This is a genomic window from Endozoicomonas sp. ALB115 (assembly GCF_049310245.1).
Taxonomy (GTDB): domain Bacteria; phylum Pseudomonadota; class Gammaproteobacteria; order Pseudomonadales; family Endozoicomonadaceae; genus Endozoicomonas.
Map to the genome: position 1 here is coordinate 1 of NZ_JBLYZG010000022.1, position 23,290 is coordinate 23,290.

A 23,290-nucleotide genomic window follows, 5' to 3' on the forward strand; every position below is an offset into this window, starting at 1 on the left:
CAGGACCTACAGATGTGCGGAAATCGCGTTATATCATGCGCTTGGCAAGTTACCTGAACCGGAAATGACCCACAGATTTTACTGACGAGGCGAATTTTGTAATCCCCATGAACCCGTCATTCTTGATCATTATTCACGCGTTATATCTTTACTATCAAAGTAAAAAGCTGTTAATGAAAAAACAGATCACTCCAATACCACCTCGCACACACAGCCCTTATAGGTGACATAACTTTTGTCTATATAGTAAAGCGAAAGTGCCATTATAATGTCCCACCTTAATTACGGCTTTCTCATCCAAACGATATTTACGGCCTTATTTCATGCAAAATCCAACACTTAAACTCTGGTTGGCGTTCTGCGCACTGCTGCCGCTGGGGATTTTTCTGCTGATCAGCGCCAGCTATCAACCACCGGAGTCTCTGCTGCATTGGCCCTGGATTCCGTCACTGGGTATTGATTTTTCACTCCGCCTTGATGGCCTCAGCGTCCTCTTTGCCAGTTTAATCAGTGGCGTCGGGTTTCTGGTTCAGCTCTATGCCATCGCTTATATGAAACCCTATAAAGGCCGCAGTGCGTTTCACCTCTATCTGACCCTGTTTATGCTGGCCATGCTGGGTCTGGTGCTGGCCGATAACCTGCTGTTGCTGTTCGTATTCTGGGAATTAACCACCCTCACCTCCTATCTGCTGATTGGCTTTAACCACGAACAGGAAAAATCCCGCAAGAACGCCCTGCAAGCCATGCTGGTCACCGGCAGCGGCGGTCTGGCACTGTTGGCGGGCCTGATTATGCTGGGGGAAATGGCGGGTACCTACAGCCTCAGCGCCATCATCACCCAGGGTGCTTCGCTGTCTCAGCACGCCTGGTTTACACCATCACTGTTGCTTGTTTTGCTGGGGGTATTCACCAAATCGGCACAGTTTCCCTTTCATTTCTGGTTGCCCGGTGCCATGGCCGCACCAACCCCCGTCAGTGCCTATCTGCACTCGTCCACCATGGTCAAAGCCGGTGTTTACCTGCTGGCACGACTGCTGCCGGTGTACGGTGACAGCACGTTATGGTTCACGCTGCTGTGCAGTGCCGGTGCTTTTACTGCCCTGTGGTGCGCCTTACAGGCTTACCGTCAGACCGACTTAAAGCTGATGCTTGCCTTCAGCACCAATGTCATTCTTGGCCAGCTGGTGATGCTGATCGGCATCGGCAGCAGCTATGCCATCACTGCCGCATTACTGTTGATTGCCGCGCACTCCTTTTATAAGGCCGGACTGTTTATGGTGGTCGGCAATATCGATAAGGCCACCGGCACCCGGGAATACCATGAACTGGCGGGCCTGCGTGCGGTGCTGGCCATCAGCTTTACCGCCGCTTTGGTGACCGCTGCGTCAAAGGCGGGTCTGCCACCGTCGTTTGGTTTCCTGTCCAAGGAATATCTCTATAAAGCAGGGCTGGAATTTGGCTGGGTACTTTCCGGCTCCATGCTGCTGGCTAATGCCATTATGGTGGCGCTGGCATTGCTGATCGTCATCAAACCCTTTTTACGGCCTCACAATGCCAAGGCCGCACCGATGAAAGCCGTTGAGCATAATCCGCTGCTCTGGTTGCCCCCCATCGTTCTGGCACTGCTGTCGATCATTGTGCCGCTGGCTCTGTTGAACTGGTATCAGGGTCTGGTGATTGATCCCGCTGCCACGGTAATGCTGGCTACCCCGAAAACGGTGAAGCTCTGGGAAGGGTTAAACCTGCCACTGCTGCTAAGTGCACTCACGTTGTTACTGGGTATCTTGCTCTATGTTGGCTATCCACGCCTGAAGCCCCGGCTCGACCAGCTTATGTCCGGGCTGCCCTCCGGCCCTGCGGTTTATCAGTCCCTGCTGGATGCGGTGGTCAAGCTGGCAAACTGGCAAACCCGGCTGCTACAGCACGGTCAGCTCACTCAATACAGCCTGCAGTTTTTCCTGGTACTACTGGCCTTTCTCGGCACCGTACTCTGGCAAATACACCCCCTGCCACCGATTGATTGGGATCTGAAGTACTACGATATTCTGCTGGCCCTGTTTCTGGTCATCGCCCCGGTGGTGGTGGTCAAGGCCCGCACCCTGCTGTTGGCGGTGACCGCACTGGGCACCATTGGCTTTCTGACCACACTGGTTTTCCTGGTGTACAGCGCCCCGGATGTGGCCAAAACGCAGCTGCTGGTAGAGACCCTGTTGGTGGTCTTTATCGCCATCGTGTTACGCCATCTATCTGCTGCCAACACGGTTCCCCAGCATTCAGCGCTTCGCCGCCTGGTACACGCCGGCGTTGCCGCAGGCATCGGCATCAGCATCACCCTGGCTCTGTGGATTATTACCGCCGAACCCATGAATCAGGCAATCTCCGAGTTCTATGCCCAAACCAGTGTCAGCGGTGGCCGAGGGCGCAATATCGTCAATGTTATCCTGGTGGATTTCCGCGCGTTTGACACCCTCGGAGAAGCCGTTGTGGTGGTGATTGCCGGATTGGCAACCGTCGCGGTACTGGCTGGCAAACGGATTAACCAGATGGTCTCTGAAACCCCCAAGGAGCACCGTTAATGTCATCGATTATCTTTCGTACCAGCGCCCATATCGTCACGGTGCTGATGCTGGTGTTTTCTGTTTACCTGCTGTTGCGTGGCCATAACAATCCCGGCGGCGGGTTTATTGCCGGCCTGATTGCCGTCATTGCCTTTGCCCTGCTAATGCTGGCCGAAACCCCGGCCTATGTCCGAGAGCGCCTGGTCTATTCACCGGCCACCTTTGCGGGTTCTGGTGTGGCCATAGCGCTGTTCGCCGGTCTGCTGCCGCTGTTTTTCGGGCAGCCTTTTCTCTCTGGCCTGTGGCTGGGCAAAGTCGGCAGCCCACTGTTATTCGACGTTGGCGTATACCTCGCTGTCATCGGATCGGTACTGATGATCCTGCTCAATGTTGAAGAGGAGTTAAGTTGATGGAGTTTCTCTGGTGTCTGGTCGTCGGCCTGATGACTGCCTGCGGCGTTTTCCTGATGCTGGAGCGTCATATCGTGCGCTTTCTGTTCGGTATGATCCTGGTCAGTAACGCCATCAACCTGGCCATTTTTGTCGCTGGCCGCTTAACCCGGGGCAATCCGCCACTGATTGCCAGTGATGCCCTGCTCCCGGCTGCTGGTTACGCCAACCCGCTGCCACAGGCGCTGATTCTGACCGCCATTGTGATCGGTTTCGGTCTGTTATTGTTCACCTTACTACTGGCCTACCGCGCCATTAAAGAATTTGGCACCGCTGATATGGACAAAATGCAACATGCGGAGACAGAGCAATGACCCATTGGCTACTGGTTATGCCTGTTTTTATTCCACTGCTGACCGCTACCGCCTGCGCTTTCAGCTTTCGCGCCCGCACTCTGTCATCGGTGATCAGCTGGTCCGGAGCCCTCGCCAACCTGTGTATCGCCCTGTGGCTGATTCAACAGGTCATTTCCCAGGGCCTGCAGGTAACCGCCTTTGGTGACTGGCAAGCCCCCTTCGGCATTGTCTTTGTCGCCGACCTGGTATCGGCCAGCATGGTGCTGATTACCGCCATAATCGGTGTCGCGATTGTGCTCTACAGCACCACCGATTTGCGCTGCAAACCGTTCTATGGGATCTATCACAGTTTGATTCATGCGCTGCTGGCCGGTGTGATGGGCAGCTTTTTAACCGGCGACATTTTCAATCTCTATGTGTTTTTTGAGGTCATGCTCATTACCTCATTTGGCCTGATGGTACTGAATGCCAATAAACAGCAGGTGGATGCGGCGGTTAAATACGTGGTGCTCAACCTGATCTCCACCATGGTTTTCCTGTTGGCCATCGGTCTGCTGTATGGCGCTACCGGCACCTTGAATATGGCCGACCTGCACGCCAAAGTTCCGTTACTGCCGGACACCACCATGATGCTGATTTCCGGGTTGTTTCTGTTTGGCTTTGCCATCAAGGCATCGGCGTTCCCGGTCTTCTCCTGGCTGCCAGCGTCCTATCATCATCTGCCCAGCGCCATCGTTGCCCTGTACGCCGCACTGCTGACCAAAGTGGGGGTTTATGCGTTGCTCCGCGTCTTCACCATTGTGTTTGACCTGGTCGATAGCGGCTACCAGCCATTGCTGATGGTGATTGCCGGCCTGACCATGCTCACGGGCGTGTTTGGGGCGGCCAGTCAATTCCATATTAAACGTATTCTGTCGTTTCATATTATCAGTCAGATTGGTTATATGCTGATGGGGCTGGCCATCTATACACCGCTGGCCATCACGGGCGCGATTTTCTACATCATCCACCACATTATTGTTAAGGCCAATTTGTTCCTGATCGGCGGCTTCCTGCAGCGCGCACAGGGCAGTGATAACCTGCGTGAGCTGGGTGGCGCTTATCAAAGCATGCCGTGGCTGGCCCTGTTGTTTCTGATTCCGGCGTTCTCTCTGGCGGGCTTTCCACCGCTGTCCGGATTCTGGGGCAAGTTTCTGGTGATCAAGGCAAGCCTGCAAACTGACGCCTATCTGCTGGCGGCCACCGCCCTGTTTGTTGGCCTGATGACTATTTATTCCATGACCAAAATCTGGGCCGAAGCGTTCTGGAAACCGCTGCCGGATAATGCCGCTGCACCGATCCCCCTGACCCGGCGGGAAAACTGCCTGTATATCGTCCCTATTGCAGCACTGGCCGTATTGACCATTCTGATTGGTTTGCTGGTCGAACCCATTTATCAGCTGGCAGAAACCTCTGCAACCAACCTGCTCAATCCACAGCCTTATATTGATGCCGTGCTTGGCAGCGACAGCACGGCCTACTCAGCGCATCTCTCCATACCAGGACCCGCTGGAGGAACGCAACCATGAACCTGTTTTTGTTAAACATCCTGCTGGCGTTTGGCTGGATGCTGCTGAACGGCGACTATGGCAGCACCGATTTTACCATTGGTTTTGTGGTCGGTTTTTTTGCCCTGTTGCTGACCGAACCTTTTCGTAATAAACCCCACTACGGCCGCAAATTCCTGGCAGCCCTGAAGCTGCTGGCGGTGTTCCTGTACAAACTGCTGACCAGTAGCCTGCAAGTGGTGTGGGACGTCATCACCCCCACCCACCTGAGCCATCCGGCCATTATCAAAGTGCCGCTGGCGGTTGAATCTGACATGGAGATTATGTTGCTGGCCAATATGGTGTCGCTAACGCCGGGCTCACTGACGCTGGATGTCAGTGAAGATCGCCGGTATTTGATCGTACATGCCATGTTCAGCAAGAACGAACAATCGGTGATCGACGATATCAAAACATCATTGGAGCGTCGTATTCTGGAGGTGACCCGTGACTGACATGATGGTTTTTGCCACTCATTTCGCCTTTGTCGGTTTGTTAGCCAGCCTGGTCCTGGCATTTATCCGACTGTGCAAAGGCCCTTCGCTGGCGGATCGGGTGATCGCCCTGGATCTCATCGCCTTTATCACCATCGGCTTTATTGGTGTATTCACCATTTACAGCAACGCCACCGCGTTTATGGATATTGCCATCACCCTGGCCCTGGTGGCGTTTCTCAGCACCATTGCCTTTGCCCGCTTTATTATGCGCGTGCCACTGAGTCAGTCTCGCGCTGATGCGGGCTTAAGTTCAGGAGAAAAATCATGATGGATTGGGTCGTCGCCAGCTGTTTAATTGTCGGAGTACTGTTCAGCTTTTTCTCTGCGCTGGGTATTTTACGGATGCCGGATGCTTACATTCGCATGCACTCATCCACCAAAGCGGGCACCATCGGGGTTGGTTTAATTATGGTGGCTGTGGCCCTGCACTTTCAGGGGGTTTCCATCAGTTCCCGGGCCGTCGGGATTATCGCCTTCATTCTGATGACCGCCCCCGTTGCAGCACATCTGATGGGTAAATCGCTGTTGATGAATAATTACCAGATGTGGCGTGGTCATCAGCAGGATTAACTCTTCCCTTCTGAAGCAGGCCTGAAACTTCGGGCCTTTTTTCACTTCGGTGCCTCTTCTTTTCGACGCCGCTTCAGGGATCATGGGGAAATTATTTAAGAACAATCAGTTTGCAAATGAACCTGCTAAAACGACTCCCCCCTTTTATCCTGACATTTTCCTCACTTGTTTCAGTTTTTTTTGCTTTCCCTGTCTTTGATGATTTCTGCCGCACTGACTTGATAAACAAGATTCAAGTACTGGAATTTTCCAACAGTCCCCGAGCCAGCAAGAAATAGATTGCTGTTTTGTGTTTTCGTGGTTGCTCAAACTTGAGCACAAATCTAGGAGCCTGTCCGAGAATAGCGCCCACAGCGAGGATGGCAGAAAATTGAGGATAAAAATTTCGTTTTGTGAGGTGAATAGCGGGGCTATTTGCCGAACAAAACGGAATTTTTAGACCAATTTGCTGCCACCGCACGACTGCATGGATGCAGGAGCTAGAGCAACGCAGGAGAAGTTGCCGCGTAGGGCAGTCTATTCTCGGACAGGCTCCTAGGACAATGAACTTTCTCTTGATTAGATGGTCTTAAAAATCACTGGACAGCGACTGTCCACTTAACAAAAGAGCCATTGATCAAACCAAATTCTTATGGTCGCCATAGTCGGTCGGTCCTAATAATTTGTGATCTGATTTTTCAGTCACCCTGCACAATGAAAATTCCACATTGCTCAGGTCATTATTGCCTGGCTGGGGAGTTCTCAAGGCAAAAATGATTACAACCTTAAATGATGAACTCACTACCCGTTTTACCCGGCTCTTCTTCTGAAGCTGCAAGGAAAGGAGCCATACACAACACTGACCATGGCCAGGATCCTGTCAATAAGCCCCAGGGCAAGGTTTCCGTTAAATGTCACATCGGACAACAGCACTGTTTCGATTTCACCTCAACCGGAGACATTTCACTGACCCAGCGGGATATCCAACACCTGTCAGCCCATCTGCCCGGATTTAAGCCACAGCCCGGGAATGGTGACCAGAGCCTGGTGACCGTGGAACACGTCCAGACCAACGACCGCCCGGTCATCGTGCAACGTGAAGGAGCCGTTCAGGTTATGGCTCCCGATAACGACATCATGCCGGATACCCTGCCACACCTTCTTTACGGGGCCTGTCGGGTTGAGTGGTTACGAAAAAAACTGTTCCCGGTCCATGCGGCCTGTATCGGCGATGCCTCGGGCTGTTACCTGCTTGCCGGTGCCTCTGGCTCTGGCAAAACCACACTGGTACTGAAGCATGCCCTGCGGCATCTCAAACTGCCAGAACGAAAAATCATCTCGGCAGACAAAACCCTCGTCAGGTTTACCGATGACGGGCAACTCAAAGCCGTTGCGGGCACCAAGACCATTTCGGTGCGTAACCATGATATGCCCAAATGGGAGCCCGTGGTCAGTGCCGGAGTTGCTGAAGCAGGAAAATCTGAACAGTCCCTCACCAGTGTTGGCGACCGGACGCATTTTCAGCTGCCTTCGGATTACTACAGTGACCCGGAATCGGAAGTCCCGATACGGGACATTGTGCTGGTCAAGTTAACCGACGATTTCATGGAAAAAACCCTGACCCCTGAAAGCGCAAGACATCAGCTGTTTAACCTGTTCCTCGACAAGCAGCGCGAGGATATTCTGATTGGTGATTATGATGCCGTCCTTGATGGAACCGTTCCTCGCGAGGTCAAAGACTACCTGGCGCAGAAGCTCAGTGATTATCTTCGCGAGGACGGGCGGCAAACACGACAGATCAGCGGTCCACTGCAGGACGTTTACCAATCCATCATGCCCACGCTGTCCATGGAGGTGCTGCCAACGGAGAAAAAAAAAAGATAGTGATTGGCATCTGTGGCATTGGCAACGGCCATCTGAACCGTCAGTTGCCCTGCCTCAATTACCTCAGGGACAGAGATCATCAGATCGTCCTGTTCACTTATGGGCAGGCGCTGGAGTATTTCCACAACCATCAGAAGGAGTATCCGGGGATTCGCGTATGTGAGGTGAACAATCCCTACATTGCTGGCTGTCTGACCGGGCTGGATTTTGAGGCCACCAGTAAGCTGCCACAAAACAACCGCATGAACTTCAACCAAATCAACTTCCGGGCCATGGCAGTAGCGAACCAAAAACTGGGTACTCCGGATCTGGTGATCAGTGATTACGAGCAGGTGTCCGCCCAGTATGCCTACAGCAAGCAGGCTCCGCTGATCACCAGCGACCAGCAAAGCAAGTTTTTAACCGGCAGCTTCATACCTGATCTGGCGGGTACGTCATTTCGGGATGAACGGGAGCGGCTGTCACTTTTCTTTCCCCGTGCCGACAGGCGTTTGGCAATCTCTTTCTTCAACGTTCAACCTGATATTCAAGAGCAACAGCGCAGGGATATTGCCAATGTAACCCTGCTGCCACCGGTGATTCGTCCGGAAATCATTGCTGCCAAAGAACAAGGCCATGGCACAACGGCCTCGTTACTGATGTACATTACTGCCCAGTCGTGGACCTCTCTGCCTATTGATCAATGGCTACAGACCGTCCAGGAGAATGTACCAGACGACATCACAGTACATATATTTTTACCCATACAGTGTCTGCTTCCTGCTGATAGTGAGTGTTGTCGGTTTTATCACCATGGCGACGCCCAATTTGTTTCATTACTCGCGGCCTGCACCGGGGTGATCTCCACCGCAGGACACACACTGCTGTCAGAAGCCATGTACCTGAACAAGCCCGTCTATGCCATACCCCTGAAAAATCTGTATGAACAGCAGATCAATGCCAAAGTGATTGGCGACAACCAGTTTGGGATAAACTCGGGGGAGCTGAGTGCAGAAAAACTGAAAACGTTTATTGCCAACCTGGCTTTTTATTCCGACAACATCGGCAAAGATAATACCGTGCTTTTGCGGGGCAATGGCAAAGACCAGGTTATCCAGATCGTTGAGCAGACGCTGCAGGAAAACCAGCGCCCTGTTCAGGAGCCCTCCCCCTGCCAGGAGATCACATTTTCCAGCACGGATTCAGGGGCAGAAAAAAAGATACTGTTTAATGCAGAACCCTTCGGTTTTGGCCCTTCTGCTGCCATCGGGGAAATATTTCCTTACGTGCGCAAACAGGCCAGACACCTCGCCTATATCGGCGAAAAGCACACCCTCGATATTCAGTCCAAGTACCCCTATAACCGAATCATTGACTGCACCGGACAGGGCTCTGCCACCGACCGAAAAGAAAAGTACCTCCGCCACCTGCGTGAATACGATCTGTTTATCACCGCCTGTGATCTGGAGGTTGCCGGGTGGGCCAAAGAAGCAGGCCTTGAGGTCATCGTATATGATCCACTGTCCTGGTACTGGAAAGAGGTGTCTCCAGCCATTACCCATGCCGACCTCTATCTGGTACAGAACTTTCTCACCGTGCAGGAGCGGTTACAGGAAAACAGGAATAAACTGCCGGAAACCATCGTCGTACCTTCCATTGTTTCCGGCCTGCAGCGTCCTCAGGATAGGCACCCCCAAACCAATACGGCCAGTCTGTTGCTGGTCAATACCGGTGGGCTGATGAATCCCCTGGTGACTTCTTCCATCATGGTGAACTACGCAAAAATCATCATGAACTGCATCAACCAGACCCTTGGCAGTCACTACGACCAGCTCCAATTTCTGGGCAGCCGCACCCTGGCAGAGGCCACAGGGGACCAGTTTGAGGTCCAGACACTGACACCTGATCAAGTGCAGGATGTTTTGCAGCAATCAACAGTGGCCCTGATGACCCCGGGACTTGGCAACATATTTGAGGCGGCCGCCCTGGGGAAAAAAATTATCTGGCTGCCTCCGGCCAATGACAGCCAGGGCCAGCAGTTAACACTGCTCAAGCAAAATCACATGGTGGATGCCAGCATTGACTGGCATGACATCTTTCCCGGGACCGCTCCCATTGACTACTTCAAAAGTCAGGAAGAGGTTATGGAATCCATCACTCATCTTATCGAAAGGTTAACGACGGAACCCGGAGCAATCACAACACTCAGCCATCTCATGGCTATTGCTCACCAGCAATTGTCCCATACCGACGAGTCATCATTGAGTGAACTTGACCGACGATTTTCCCATGGCGGAGGGAAAGTCATTGCTGATCAGATTCTGCAAAGACTACATAAACAAAACACCCTGAAGGAGGAGGAAAAACAATGAACCCACTGGCACGCCCCAATTGCAGTAACAATACCTTTAAAGAGATCAGTTATACCGATCATAAAGTTTACGATGGACAGCGGGCTGACCCGAAAGTCATCAAAGAAGCCTTTGTGGAGCATGGCTACATCGTTGCCGGGAATGTTTCCACTGAAGCGGATCGTAACAGTGCCGCCAGCCTGTTGCAGCGTCAGGTCAAGCATCATCCGGAAGCCAGCATCAATGGTTTTTTTGAACTGTACCATGATGATGCCCTGGCCCAGCTGAGGCAGAACCCTACCATGGTCAAGCTGTTTGAAACCCTTTGGGATAATAAAAAACTATGGGTGGTATTTGACCGATGCATTTATATGCGGCCAGAAACAGACCATAACAGCTTCCTCCCCCTTCATGTGGATCAAAACCCTCATACCCAGCCCGGTTTCAGTGCAGTTCAAGGCTTACTGGCGCTCAGGGATTGTGATAAAACCACCGGCATGCTGGGTATTATCCCCGGCTCCCATCATGACTTCGGGCAATATAAATCGTGGTCAGATAAAAAACAGGGCTGGATTGAATATCAGGGCGAGGATGTACAAGACCGTTGGCAGGCACTCCGGGCTGTGCAATTGAAAGAGGGGGAGATGGTGGTTTGGGATTCTCGCCTGACCCACTCACGATTTAATCCAGACCCGGACTGCACCGACGACAGGCGCGACCGTATGCTGGCGATGATCAGCTTTCTCCCCGCCTCTGCCGATGAGGCGCTAAGGGAAAAAAGGGTGCACGCCCTGGAAAGTGGCGTAGGCCAATACGATCATGAAGCAGGATTGCGAAAAACGGCAGGTTCTCAGATTGAATCATTACGGGTGAACCGGGAAAACCTGACGGATACAGGCAGGAAAATCTATGGCGTCGAACCTTGGTGAGTACTACCTGACTAGAAAGGAAGCGCTTGATGATACCTTCTTCCCACGGTCCCCCGTGGGAATGCATACCAAATCTCTCCGTAAATTAGCCTCCCATAAAACTCTTATTATTCCGGGCAGAAACAGGCCGTTCCACCTCCTGCAGGCTCCAGCCGTTTATCTGAGTTAATTAATCAAAGGACAATCAGGCTGCCCGTGAACTTCCCGACCTTTGGCCTGTCCATTAAAACCGTGAATCAATGGTTGCGATGTGTCTCGCAGTGCCGGTAATAACTCATTAATAATGGGGCAAATCAATGAGTGACCCTTTGTCTTCAGGTGCCGCCGGTGTCCCGATGGCACCGGATTGGCCTGCACATCTGCCGACAAAAACCTCACCCTCTGACTCCCCGTCCAATATCGCGCTTGCGGAGATAAGTCCTCAGAAACAGCCCTCGCAGAAACAACCTTTATGGCAAACTTTGTGGCAAAGGAGGATTACTGAACTTCCTCCCGAACTGTTGGTCAAGATTTTTGACTACCTTGAATTCGATGATATCCGACGTATCAATGCAACCTGCCTTGCATTTCGGGACGTGGTCACAGAATACAAATACATTCAGGAACTGTCTTATTTTGCCCGGCTTCCCCAATGTTTCCGGGAACAGTTCCAGCAACATGTCTTTGGGCAGAAAAAATCCCGGTGCTTTCATCCATTTGCCACTCCAGCATCACGCTACAACAGAGGGATATCGTTCAGGGACAGGGTAATAAAGAACCTCCCGCAGATGTCCGCACTATTATGCCTTGACACCTTGGGGAGGATGGAATCATGTCCGGCTTATCGTATGGTCAAGCTATTTAAAGTTACGCTCCCTCAGCGTGCAGCATGGAATTCACAGCCACAGACCGGTGCCGCTCTTGAGGTTTGCTTCAGCCGGTCCAGTCATCATCTGTTGTTTTATGGCCGTTGCTTGAATGACTCCCGAATTCTGGCCAGGGATGACCAGGGGCAATGGGCAGAAGAGCACCTGAATTGGTCCGATAACAGCCGCTCCCGGGTGGTTTCCGGGGCAAATTTCAGTCCTTGTGAAAATCGCCTGTTTACCTGGAACGGTAAGAATCGCGCGAATATGTTGCAACCTGCCGACAACCGCTGGAACGAGGACGACACGCTAAAGTTGTCAGGTCATGCGGTCGTGTTCAGCCCCTCGGGGAAATATATGGCGGCCTACAAGCACGAACCTTTCATCGTCTGTCGCATGGACAACAATAATCAATGGCGGAAAGTGAAGGTTAACGGCCTCTCCGGAGAGTTGATTAAACACGCCCTGTTCAGTCCATCGGAGCGATATTTGGCACTCCTCTGGTCGCATCTACCATTTTGTGCGAGTGAAATAACGGTGCTATCTCTGAATGATTGTAGTGCTAAAGTCTGGAAATCACAGAGGTTGGAAAAATGTAAAGATGATTATGTTACTCATGCCCAATTTAGCCCGGTCGCGGATCAGTTTCTGGTGGGTTTTGAAAATCATTATGGCATTCCCGGGCGGGTCTCAATATACAGCCTGGAACCATCGGGGAAATGGGAAGAGACGATGATCTTCCCATACTTTTGTCCGGTTTTCTTGAGTTCTACCGGTCAATATCTGTTCAATAAGGCCTCATTCACGGGCTTCGTGGGCCTTGGCATGCTGCAAGATATGCTGCAAGACAGGGTCAGAGACCGTGATGTGCAGCTATGGCGCATACCGGAAAATTTGTCTGCCGGGTCGCTGGACGACGGTCGCTTGCTGCAGCCGGATGCCGTATCAAGAGCGATTCTTGATTCAGAAATAACGCTCAGACACAATTCTCTGGTGAAAGTGGCGCGGTTCAGTCCGTCTGACAACCACTTAGTGGTCAGCTGCGAGTCGGGTACAGTCTACATCTGGGGAAAGAGCCAGACTGGACAATGGGCAATTGAAACCATCACCGAAGAATGTGCCCCAATCACCGTACCCTGGTTTAGCCCGTCCGGCCTTCATGTGCTGACCTGGAACCCTTCAATGGTAGGAATCCTCGGGCGCAGCGGTCAACAGCACTGGTCACTCAAAGGGGATATCAAGCAAGACGGTATTCTGGAAGCCTACTTCAATCCACTATCAGAGCATGAGGTGATGGTCCTGAGCCAAACTCAGAATGGCGACGTTACCAATATCCATTTACAAGTCTGGGAAATAAGAGATGCAGGTACGCCGGATTGAAGACAAATGCGGTATGCATTACCACGCAGAGCGTGGAAATGACGAGATACCGGAGCCTGCTGGATGTCGAACAACCTGTTTCTGTCCGGAAACTTCCTGCCCTCAGGTCTGTCCAATATCACCATAAATCCTTGGTTATGAAGGTTTATAGTACATGGTTTCAATGAGCTTGACGTGTACAATCCCCGTTCACCCTGAGCGGAGTCGAAGGGTGCTTGGCACGATCTATCAGAGTCCGGAGCTTCCGCCCTTCGACAGGCTCAGGACGAACGGAGTGCGGAGGCATGACAACCCGTCAAACTCATTGAAACCATGTACTACCAGTAATGCCGGTAATAACTCATTAAGAATGTAGTAAGTCAATGAGCGACCCTCTGTTTCCAGGGGCTGTCGGCGCTTCGATTGCACCGGATTGGCCTGCAAATGAGCCTGCTAAAACGCCCCTCCCCGGCTCCCCACGCGCTATCGCACTCCCGGAGGCAAGTCCGCAGACACAGTTTCCGCAACAACAGCCGTTGTGGCAAAGAAGGATTACTGAACTCCCTCCCGAACTTTTGGCCATAATTTTTGACCACCTTGAATTCGATGACATCCGGCAAGTTAATGCAACCTGCCTGGCTTTCCGGGAAGTGGTGAAAGAATACAATTATATTCAGGAACTGTCTTATTTTGCCCGACTTCCCCGATGTTTCCGGGAACAGTTCCAGCAACAAGTCTTTGGGCAGAAAAAATCCCGGTGCTTTCATCCATTTGCCACTCCGGCATCACGCAACAACAGAGGGATATCGTTCAGGGACAGGATAATAAAGAACCTCCCGCAGATGTCCGCAATACTATGCCTTGAAACCCTGGAGAGGATGGAAAGATGTCCGGCTTACCGTCTGGTTCCGCAACGCAAAGTCACTCTGCCTCTGTCTGAAGCAAGGTGTCAAGAGCTTCATCCCGATCCCGTTTATGATGTTTGCTTCAGCCCGTCCGGTCGTCATCTGCTGTTTTATGGCCGTTGTTTGAATGGCTCCCGAATTCTGGCCAGGGATGACCAGGGGCAATGGGCAGAAGAGCACCTCAATTGGTCCGATAACAGCGGCAGTCGGGTGATTACCAGGGCAAGCTTCAGTGCTTGCACAAATCACCTGTTAACCCGGAGCGCTGAGGGCAACATTAATACCTGGCTACCTGCACACCGCTGCTGGAACGATGCCAGCATGGTAACGTTGCCGGATCAGACTGTCGAATTCAGCCTTTCAGGGAAATATATGGTGACCTACGGCAGGTACAATCATGTGATCACCTGGCGCATGGGTGAAAATAACAAGTGGCTGAAAATGAAGATTCGTGGCCTACCCACCGGAGTATTCGCTGATGACGTCCGGTTCAGTCCATCGGAGCAGCATTTGATGTTGCGCTGGTCGGCTCCACAGGGAGAGGGTGGGCAAATGGCTATGTTATCGCTGGATGGTCCCGACGCCTGGTCAGTACAGCCGTTAAATTTATTAAGCAAAGGTATTGTTGCTTTTTCCCACTTCAGCCAAGTGGCGGATCAGCTTCTGATGGGTATTAGCGAACTTCCTGTCAAATGCGGGCGGGTCTCAATTTACAGCCCGGAACCATCGGGGAAATGGGAGGAGACAATAATCTTCCCATACTTGTATCCGCTTCGCTTCAGCCCTGCCGGTAAATACGTATTCAGTGAATGCAGCACCAGTGGCCGTCATGCGTTGCTATGGCGCAGACCGGAAAAATTATCTGACTGGTCTCTTGACCACTGTCGTTTTCCTCAGTTGGATGAAGCATCAAGAGCGAGGCTTGACTCAGCTATCATGCTCAAACATGACTCCCGTGTGGATACGGTGCTGTTCAATCCGTCTGACAGCCACTTACTGGTCTGCTGCAGGCCAGATACAGTCCATATCTGGGGGAAGAACCAGGCAGGAGAATGGTCAATTCAAACCACCACCAGGGAGTGCGCCCCGACCACCACCCCCTGCTTTAGCCTGTCCGGCATTCATGCGCTGACTTGTAACTCTTCAATGGTAGGAATCCTGGGGCGCAACGGTCAACAGCACTGGTCACTCAAAGGGGTTATCAAGCAAGACGGTATTCTGCAAGCCTACTTCAATCCGCTATCAGAGTATGAGGTGGTGGTCCTGAGCCAAACTAAGAATGGCGACGTTACCAATATCAGTTTACAAGTCTGGGAAATAAGAGATGCTGGTACGCCGGATTGAAGGCAAATCCGGTATGCATTACCACGCAGAGCGTAGAAATGAGGAGATAGCGGAGCCTGCAAGATGTCAAACAACCTGTTTCTGTCCGGAAACTTCCTGCCCTCAGGTCTGTCCAATATCACCATAAATCCATGGTTATGAAGGTTCTGGTACATAACTCATTAAGAATGGAGCATGTCAATGAGCGACCCTCTGTTTCCAGGGGCTGTCGGTGCTTCAATTGCACCGGATTGGCCTGCCAGTGAGCCTGCTGAAACGACACCCTCCAGCTCCGCTACCGCGCTCCCGGAGGCAAGCCCGCAGACACAGTTTCCGCAACAATTTCCGCAAAAACAGCCGTTGTGGCAAAGAAGGATTACTGAACTCCCCCCCGAACTTTTGGTCATGATTTTTGACCACCTTGAATTCGATGACATCCCGCAAGTTAATGCAACCTGCCAGGCTTTCCGGGAAGTGGTGAAAGAATACAATTATATTCAGGAACTGTCTTATTTTGCCCGACTTCCGCAATCCTTCCGGGAACAATACCGGCAAACAGCCCCGTGGCAGAAAAAATCCTGGTGCTTTCATCCATTTGCCACTCCAGCATCACCTGATAGAGGGATATCGTTCAGGAACAGGATAATAAAGAGCCTCCCTCAGATGTCCGCACTACTAAGCCTTGACACCTTGCGGAGGATGGAATCATGCCCGGCTTACCGCCTGGTTCCGCGACACAAAGTCACTCTCCCGCTGCGTGAAGCGGGTGAACCATATAAACAGACCGAAGCTATTGTTGATTTTTGCTTAAGCCAGTCCAGTCGTCATCTGTTGTTCTATGGCCGTTTTTTGAATGGCTCCCGAATTCTGGCCAGGGATGACCAGGGGCAATGGGCAGAAGAGCACGTCAATTGGTCCGATAACAGCGGCAGTCGGGTGATTACCAAGGCAAATTTCAGTGCTTGCGCAAATCGCCTGTTAACCCGCAGCAGTGAGGGTTACGTTAATACCTTACGGTCTGCTAACAGCTGTTGGGAGGAAGTCGGCAAGGAAACTTTGCCGAATCAGACTGTCCAATTCAGCCCTTCCGGGAAATATATGGTGACCTGTGATGAGGACAATCAGGTACTCGTCTGGTGCATGGACGAAAATAATAATGATTGGCTGAAAATGGAGGTTTCCGGCCTCTCCCCCAGAGCGTTGATTGGTCAAGTTCAGTTCAGTCCATCGGAGCGGTATCTGTTACTGCACACGCTGGATAAAAGGACCATTTTATCTCTGGATGATTGTGGAGTCTGGTCAGCCCAGCATTCAATATTAATAAGTGAATATAGCGGTTATGCCTGCTTCAGCCCAGTGGAAGATCAGCTTCTGGTATGTATTGAACACAACCCCTTGAGTCCCGGACGGGTCGCAATTCACAGCCCGGATCCATCGGGGAAATGGCAAGAGACGGTGATATTCCCGACATTCTTTCCGCTTCAATTCAGCTCTACCGGTAAATACCTGTTCGCTAAATCTAATACCATTGGTGGTCCGACGCCTTGCCAGGATTTGCTGCTATGGCACAGACCGGAAAATTGGTCTGACTGGTCGCTGAACCCGTGTCTCTCGCCGGAGTTGAATTCCGCGTCAAGGCTTGAATCAGCCATAAGGCTCAAGCATGATTTCGCAGTGTATCAGACACTATTCAGCCCGTCTGACAGTCACGTGCTGACCACCAGCTATGATGCGGACAGCACAATCTGTATCTGGGAGGAGAGCCAGGCAGGGACATGGTCAAAACAAATCATCACCAGGGAGTATACCCCAGCCATCACCCTCTTTAGCCTGTCAGGCATTCATGCGCTGACTTGTAACCGTCACATGGTAGGAATCCTGGGGCGCAACGATCAAAAACACTGGTCACTCAAGGGGAAGATCGAGCAAGACGATATCATGACAGCATGCTTCAATCCCATGTCAGAGCATGAAGTGGCGGTCTTGAGCCATTCCAGGGAAGGCAATATGACCAATTTCACTCTACAAGTTTGGGAAATAAGAGACGCTGATACGTCGGATTGAAGACAATGGCCTGCTGTTTCGAACTGGTGAGTAGACCGACGGAACTTCCCCGCCAGCCCCTCGTAAAACGGTACGTGAACCTCTCTGACGCCGCCCCTTCGCTCCACTCCCATTACAGAAGCTTCAACACTACTCGACAATATGCTCCTGCATTGTCTACCGATTACGTCCATGTAATCGTACGAACGGCTCCGCCCCAGTGCGCAGCATCGGTACTCAAGCCCTTGCAGGTCCCCCACTTGGGAGTCTCCCTTAACATCCGCACGACTGGTTCCCACAGTTCCATAGGAAAGCCCAGTACAGAGTCATGCCTTGGACGCCCTGGATACAGCCAGACAGGCTTATAGAATGAGCAACAATGATTTTGGAGCCTTAATCCAGTTTCGGTTACAGACAGAGTTGCAGTGATAGCTGGATAGTGGCCAGGTTTTACAATTCCAGTTGATCGTCTTTCAAGTCCGGAGTTGAGGCTAAACCTGGTTCAGCCTAATGATCACCATTGGGAGACATTTTTGGAGATAAGCCTTGCAATAATAACGCTTCGTGGAGATATGCTTTTTTGATAACCTTGTTATAAATGAAATCAGCGTGTTCACTAAAAAATTGAAATTGATCCAATCTACCAAAGGGATTTTTGTTAAGCTGTTTACCTTTATTTTTCAAATCAGAGTAAATGCCATGGGCAGCATGAAAGCAAAGACGATAATATTCTCCTGGTTCGTTCATTTTTATATCTTGTGCTTTCAGTTCTACTTTGCCTACTCCTTTTATATTGAAAAAGCATGTAATTTTTATGGCTTGAAATGGGTCTTCAGGGTTTACTTGTTGGTAATTGTATTGATGGCCATTGTTATTAATACTTCCGGTAAGCATAATTTACTCCTGTAAATGAGAATTTTTTTGCACTTAATTTCTAATTAGACAGTTAGGAAAATAAAAAGTTCAATCTATACGCCGGACACCGCCTGCACAGCATTCGGAATTAACCTGCAAGCTGATCACTGGAGAGGAACGAGCCCCAGCTTTTGATGTCAACAATGGACCTTTCGAACGCTTCAACGAAGATTCGGGTTTACTCATCTCTCTGTACCATACCTGACGACTCATTGTTCGCCTTTTCCCCAACGCTCACGACCACCACTCTTAATGACAGCCGCTTGAGGTGGTTTGAAGCCTGCTTCCGACAGCCGACTTCGGCGGGCCTACCGCCATCTTTCCTACAGCTTCGACACGTCAGGAGAATTATCCTTCAGACTCCATTGGTGTGCTGCGGCACACCGTTCCCACGGTCCTCCGTGGGAATGCATACCAAACCTCACCTTAAATACAAAATCCCGATTAAACCACCACGATTTCGCGCAATAAGAGTTTGTTTCACAGTTGGCAAATCCGGTATCGCAGAACGTGGGAACGATGAGATACCGGAGCCTGCACAATGTGAAACAACCAGTTTCTGCCCTGGAACTTCCTGCCCGCAGGGCTGTCCATTCACATCATGGATCGGTAGTGAAGGTTCGCGCAGTGCCGGTAATAACTCATTAAGAATGGAGTAAGTCAATGAGCGACCCTCTGGCTCCAGGGCCTGTTGGCGCTTCGATTACACCGGATTGGCCTGCAAATGAGCCTGCTAAAACGACACCCCCCAGCTCCGCTATCGCGCTCCCGGAGGCAAGCCCGCAGACACAGTTTCCGCAAAAGCCGCTGTGGCAAAGAAAGATTACTGAACTCCCTCGCGAACTGTTGGCCACGATTTTTGACCACCTTGAATTCGATGATATCCGGCAGGTAAACGCAACCTGTCTTGCATTTCGGGATGTGGTCACACAATACAAATATATTCAGGAACTGTCTTATTTTGCCCGGCTTCCCCGATGTTTCCGGGAACAGTTCCAGCAACATGCCCTTGAGCAGAAAAAATCCTGGTGCTTTCATCCATTTGCCACTCCAGCATCACGCAACAACAGAGGGATATCGTTCAGGGACAGGATAATAAAGAACCTCCCGCAGATGTCCGCACTACTATGCCTTGACACCTTGCGGAGGATGGAATCATGCCCGGCTTACCGCCTGGTGCCGCGACACAAAGTCACTCTCCCGCAGCGTAATCCAAGTGAACGATATAGCCGGATCGAAGCCAGGATTGATTTTTGCCTCAGCCAGTCCAGTCGTCATCTGTTGTTTTATGGCCGTTTTTTGCATGACTCCCGAATTCTGACCAGGGATGACCGGGGACAATGGGCAGAAGAGCACGTCAATTGGTCCGGTAACAGCGGCAGCCGGGTGATTACCGCGGCAAATTTCAGTGCTTGCACGAATCGCTTGTTAACCCGCAGCCGTGAGGGTTATGTGAATACCTTACGGTCTGCTAACAGCGGTTGGGAAGAAGTCGGCAAGAAAATTTTGCCGAACCAGAAGGTCCAATTCAGCCCTTCCGGGAAATATATGGTGACCTGTAATGAGGACCATAAGGTACGCCTCTGGCGCATGAACAAAAATAATAATAATTGGCTGAAAATGAAGGTTTCCGGCCTCTCCCCCGAAAGGTTGATTGGTGAAGTTCAGTTCAGTCCATCGGAGCGGTATCTGTCACTGCACACGCAGGATAAAAGAACCATTTTATCTCTGGATGATTGTGGAGTCTGGTCAGCACAGCATTCAATATTATTTATAGCAGAGGGTTTCGGTTGGAGTTATGACCGCTTCAGCCCAGTGGCAGATCAGCTTCTGGTGTGTATTGATCGCAAACCCTACAAACCCTACAATCCCGGACGGGTTGCCATTCACAGCCCGGATCCATCGGGGAAATGGCAAGAGACGGTGATCTTCCCGACATACTTTCCGCTGCAATTCAGCTCTACCGGTAAATACCTGTTCGCTATATCTGATAAAATTGGTGGTCCGACGCCTTGCGAGGATTTGCTGCTATGGCACAGACCGGAAAATTGGTCTGACTGGTCGCTGAACCCGTGTCTTTCGCCGGAGTTGAGTTCCGCGTCAAGGCTTGAATCAGCCATAAGGCTCAAACATGATGGCGCAGTGCATCAGGCACGATTCAGCCCGTCTGACAGTCACTTGCTGACCACCAGCTATATTGGTGGGGTCGGCACAATCTGTATCTGGGAGAAGAACCAGGCAGGGACATGGTCAATTCAAACCATCACCAGGAAGAACTCCCCAATCATCACCGGCTTTAGCCTGTCGGGCCTTCATGCGCTGATTCACACCTCTCACATGGTAGGAATCCTGGGGCTCAACGATCAAAAGTACTGGTCACTCAAGGGGAAGATCGAGCAAGACGGTATCATCAATGCACGCTTCAATCCCATGTCAGAGCATGAAGTGGTGGTCTTGAGCTATACCGGGGAAGGCGATATGACCAATTTCACTCTACAAGTTTGGGAAATAAGAGACGCTGATACGCCGGATTGAAGACAATGGCCTGCTGTTTTGAACTCGTTCCCACGGTCCTCCGTGGGAATGCATACCAAACCTCACCATAAAGACAAAATCCTGATTAAACCACCACGATTCCGCGCAATAAGAGTTTGTTTCACAGTTGGCAAATCCGGTATCGCAGAACGTGGGAACGATGAGATACCGGAGCCTGCACAATGTGGAACAACCTGTTTCTGCACTGGAACTTCCTGCCCTCAGGGCTGTCCATTAACATCATGAATCGGTAGTGAAGGTTCGCGCAGTGCCGGTAATAACTCATTAAGAATGGAGTAAGTCAATGAGCGACCCTCTGTTTCCAGGGACTGTCGGCGCTTCGATTGCACCGGATTGGCCTGTAAATGAGCCAGCTAAAACGACACCCCCCAGCTCCGCTATTGCGCTCCTGGAGGCAAGCCCGCAGACACAGTTCCCGCAACAATTTCCGCAACAACAGCCGTTGTGGCAAAGAAGGATTACTGAACTCCCCCCCGAACTTTTGGTCATGATTTTTGACCACCTTGAATTCGATGACATCCCGCAAGTTAATGCAACCTGCCAGACTTTCCGGGAAGTGGTGAAAGAGTACAAATATATTCAGGAACTGTCTTATTTTGCCCGACTTCCGCAACGCTTCCGGGAACAGTACCGGAAAATAGCCCCGTGGCAGAAAAAATCCCGGCACTCTCATCCATTTACCATTCCTGCATCACGCAACAACAGAGGGACATCGTTCAGGGACAGGATAATAAAGAACCTCCCGCAGATGTCCGCACTACTATGCCTTGGCACCCTGGGGAGGATGGAATCATGCCCGGCTTACCGCCTGGTTCCGCGACACAAAGTCACTCTCCCCCAGCGTGATCCAGGTGATCCAGGTGATCCATATAATCAGACCGAAGCCATTCTTGATTTTTGCCTCAGCCAGTCCAGCCGTCATCTGTTGTTTTATGGCCACTGTTTGAATGACCACCGAATTCTGACCAGGGATGACCGGGGACAATGGGCAGAAGAGCACGTCAATTGGCCCGATAACAGCGGCAGCCGGGTGATTACCGCGGCAAATTTCAGTGCTTGCACGAACCGCCTGTTAACCCGCAGCCGTGAAGGTTATGTGAATACCTTACGGTCTGCTAACAGCGGTTGGGAAGAAGTCGGCAAGAAAATTTTGCCGAACCAGAAGGTCCAGTTCAGCCCTTCCGGGAAATATATGGTGACCTGCAATGAGGACAATCAGGTACTCCTCTGGTGCATGGACGAAAATAATAATGATTGGCTGAAAATGAAGGTTTCCGGCCTCTCCCACGAAGGGTTTATTGGTAAAGTTCAGTTCAGTCCATCGGAGCGGTATCTGTCACTGCACACGCTGGATAAAAGAACCATTTTATCTCTGGATGATTGTGGAGTCTGGTCAGCACAGCATTCAATATTGATAGCAGAGGGTTGGGGTTATGCCCGCTTCAGCCCAGTGGCAGATCAGCTTCTGGTGGGTATTGATCGCAATCCCTACAGTCCCGGACGGGTTGCCATTCACAGCCCGGATCCATCGGGGAAATGGCAAGAGACGGTGATCTTCCCGACATTCTTTCCGCTTCAATTCAGCCCTAGCGGTAAATACCTGTTCGCTATATCTGATGCAATTCGTGGTCCGATGCCTTGTGAGGATTTGCTGCTATGGCACAGACCGGAAAATTGGTCTGACTGGTCGCTGAACCCGCGTCTCTCGCCGGAGTTGAGTTCCGCGTCAAGGCTTGAATCAGCAATAAGGCTCAAACACGATGGCGGATTGTATAAGGCGCGATTCAGCCCGTCTGACAGTCACTTGCTGACCACCAGCTATAGTGGGTGCGGCACAATCTGTATCTGGGAGAAGAGTCAGGCAGAGACATGGTCAATTCAAACCATCATCAGAGAGTACACCCCAGTCATCACCGGCTTTAGCCTGTCAGGCCTTCATGCACTGACTCGCAACTCTCACATGTTAGTAATCCTGGGGCTCAACGATCAAAAGCACTGGTCACTCAAGGGGAAGATCGAGCAAAACGCTATCATAAAAGCATGCTTCAATCCCATGTCAGAGCATGAAGTGGTGGTCTTGAGCCGTACCGATGGAGGCGATATGACCAATTTCACTCTACAAGTTTGGGAAATAAGAGACGCTGATACGCCGGATTGAAGACAATGGCCTGCTGTTTTGAACTCGTTCCCACGGTCCTCCGTGGGAATGCATACCAAACCTCACCATAAAGACAAAATCCTGATTAAACCACCACGATTCCGCGCA

At 51.2% G+C, this 23,290-nt stretch carries 16 protein-coding genes; 15 read left to right on the forward strand and 1 reads right to left on the reverse strand.

From position 1 onward, the window contains the following. The first annotated feature begins 323 nt into the window (after window positions 1–323). The 13 genes from mbhE (at window position 324) to ACO6VE_RS11800 (ending at window position 17,574) form a co-directional block, all read left to right on the forward strand. Window positions 324–2,576, forward strand: coding sequence for a hydrogen gas-evolving membrane-bound hydrogenase subunit E (mbhE, locus tag ACO6VE_RS11740; RefSeq protein WP_422461424.1), 2,253 nt, complete (start codon window positions 324–326; stop codon window positions 2,574–2,576). Further along, window positions 2,576–2,968, forward strand: a complete 393-nt coding sequence (locus ACO6VE_RS11745; protein ID WP_269672616.1) for an MnhB domain-containing protein — start codon at window positions 2,576–2,578, stop codon at window positions 2,966–2,968. The genes mbhE and ACO6VE_RS11745 overlap by 1 nt, the downstream gene beginning before the upstream one ends. After that, window positions 2,968–3,321: a Na+/H+ antiporter subunit C gene (locus tag ACO6VE_RS11750; RefSeq protein WP_209201934.1), complete on the forward strand. Its 354-nt coding sequence runs from the start codon at window positions 2,968–2,970 to the stop codon at window positions 3,319–3,321. Before ACO6VE_RS11745 ends, ACO6VE_RS11750 begins: the two co-directional genes overlap by 1 nt. Next, the gene (locus ACO6VE_RS11755; protein ID WP_422461426.1) at window positions 3,318–4,871 is read left to right on the forward strand and encodes a proton-conducting transporter membrane subunit; all 1,554 of its coding nucleotides are present in this window, start codon (window positions 3,318–3,320) and stop codon (window positions 4,869–4,871) included. The genes ACO6VE_RS11750 and ACO6VE_RS11755 overlap by 4 nt, the downstream gene beginning before the upstream one ends. Then, window positions 4,868–5,344, forward strand: a complete 477-nt coding sequence (locus tag ACO6VE_RS11760) for a Na+/H+ antiporter subunit E (RefSeq protein WP_269676833.1) — start codon at window positions 4,868–4,870, stop codon at window positions 5,342–5,344. Before ACO6VE_RS11755 ends, ACO6VE_RS11760 begins: the two co-directional genes overlap by 4 nt. A gap of 1 nt (window position 5,345) precedes the next feature. Further along, window positions 5,346–5,654: a cation:proton antiporter gene (locus ACO6VE_RS11765; RefSeq protein WP_422447937.1), complete on the forward strand. Its 309-nt coding sequence runs from the start codon at window positions 5,346–5,348 to the stop codon at window positions 5,652–5,654. Next, the gene (gene mnhG / locus ACO6VE_RS11770; RefSeq protein WP_101749109.1) at window positions 5,651–5,956 is read left to right on the forward strand and encodes a monovalent cation/H(+) antiporter subunit G; all 306 of its coding nucleotides are present in this window, start codon (window positions 5,651–5,653) and stop codon (window positions 5,954–5,956) included. Before ACO6VE_RS11765 ends, mnhG begins: the two co-directional genes overlap by 4 nt. A gap of 768 nt (window positions 5,957–6,724) precedes the next feature. Then, window positions 6,725–7,819, forward strand: a complete 1,095-nt coding sequence (locus ACO6VE_RS11775; protein WP_422447502.1) for a hypothetical protein — start codon at window positions 6,725–6,727, stop codon at window positions 7,817–7,819. After that, a complete protein-coding gene (locus ACO6VE_RS11780) occupies window positions 7,819–10,170 on the forward strand; it encodes a glycosyltransferase family protein (protein ID WP_422447504.1) in 2,352 nt (783 codons plus the stop codon). Before ACO6VE_RS11775 ends, ACO6VE_RS11780 begins: the two co-directional genes overlap by 1 nt. Beyond that, window positions 10,167–11,078, forward strand: a complete 912-nt coding sequence (locus ACO6VE_RS11785; RefSeq protein WP_422447506.1) for a phytanoyl-CoA dioxygenase family protein — start codon at window positions 10,167–10,169, stop codon at window positions 11,076–11,078. The genes ACO6VE_RS11780 and ACO6VE_RS11785 overlap by 4 nt, the downstream gene beginning before the upstream one ends. A gap of 296 nt (window positions 11,079–11,374) precedes the next feature. Further along, window positions 11,375–13,303 (forward strand): F-box-like domain-containing protein, encoded by a 1,929-nt coding sequence (locus ACO6VE_RS11790; protein ID WP_422461428.1) that lies wholly within the window; start codon window positions 11,375–11,377, stop codon window positions 13,301–13,303. A gap of 362 nt (window positions 13,304–13,665) precedes the next feature. Next, complete coding sequence (locus tag ACO6VE_RS11795) at window positions 13,666–15,531, forward strand: hypothetical protein (RefSeq protein WP_422447510.1); 1,866 nt, start codon at window positions 13,666–13,668, stop codon at window positions 15,529–15,531. A gap of 180 nt (window positions 15,532–15,711) precedes the next feature. Continuing rightward, window positions 15,712–17,574 carry an F-box-like domain-containing protein gene (locus ACO6VE_RS11800; RefSeq protein ID WP_422461430.1) on the forward strand — a complete coding sequence of 621 codons (1,863 nt, stop codon included), beginning with the start codon at window positions 15,712–15,714 and terminating at the stop codon, window positions 17,572–17,574. 486 nt (window positions 17,575–18,060) lie between these two features. Here the strand turns inward: ACO6VE_RS11800 and ACO6VE_RS11805 are convergent, their stop codons facing one another. Continuing rightward, window positions 18,061–18,447, reverse strand: coding sequence for a hypothetical protein (locus ACO6VE_RS11805; protein ID WP_422461432.1), 387 nt, complete (start codon window positions 18,445–18,447; stop codon window positions 18,061–18,063). A 684-nt stretch (window positions 18,448–19,131) separates the two neighbouring features. On the opposite strand from ACO6VE_RS11805, the gene ACO6VE_RS11810 reads away from it, so the two are divergent. Beyond that, window positions 19,132–21,003: an F-box/WD repeat-containing protein gene (locus tag ACO6VE_RS11810; protein ID WP_422461434.1), complete on the forward strand. Its 1,872-nt coding sequence runs from the start codon at window positions 19,132–19,134 to the stop codon at window positions 21,001–21,003. A gap of 304 nt (window positions 21,004–21,307) precedes the next feature. Next, window positions 21,308–23,182 carry an F-box/WD repeat-containing protein gene (locus ACO6VE_RS11815; protein WP_422461436.1) on the forward strand — a complete coding sequence of 625 codons (1,875 nt, stop codon included), beginning with the start codon at window positions 21,308–21,310 and terminating at the stop codon, window positions 23,180–23,182. Window positions 23,183–23,290 lie beyond the last annotated feature (108 nt).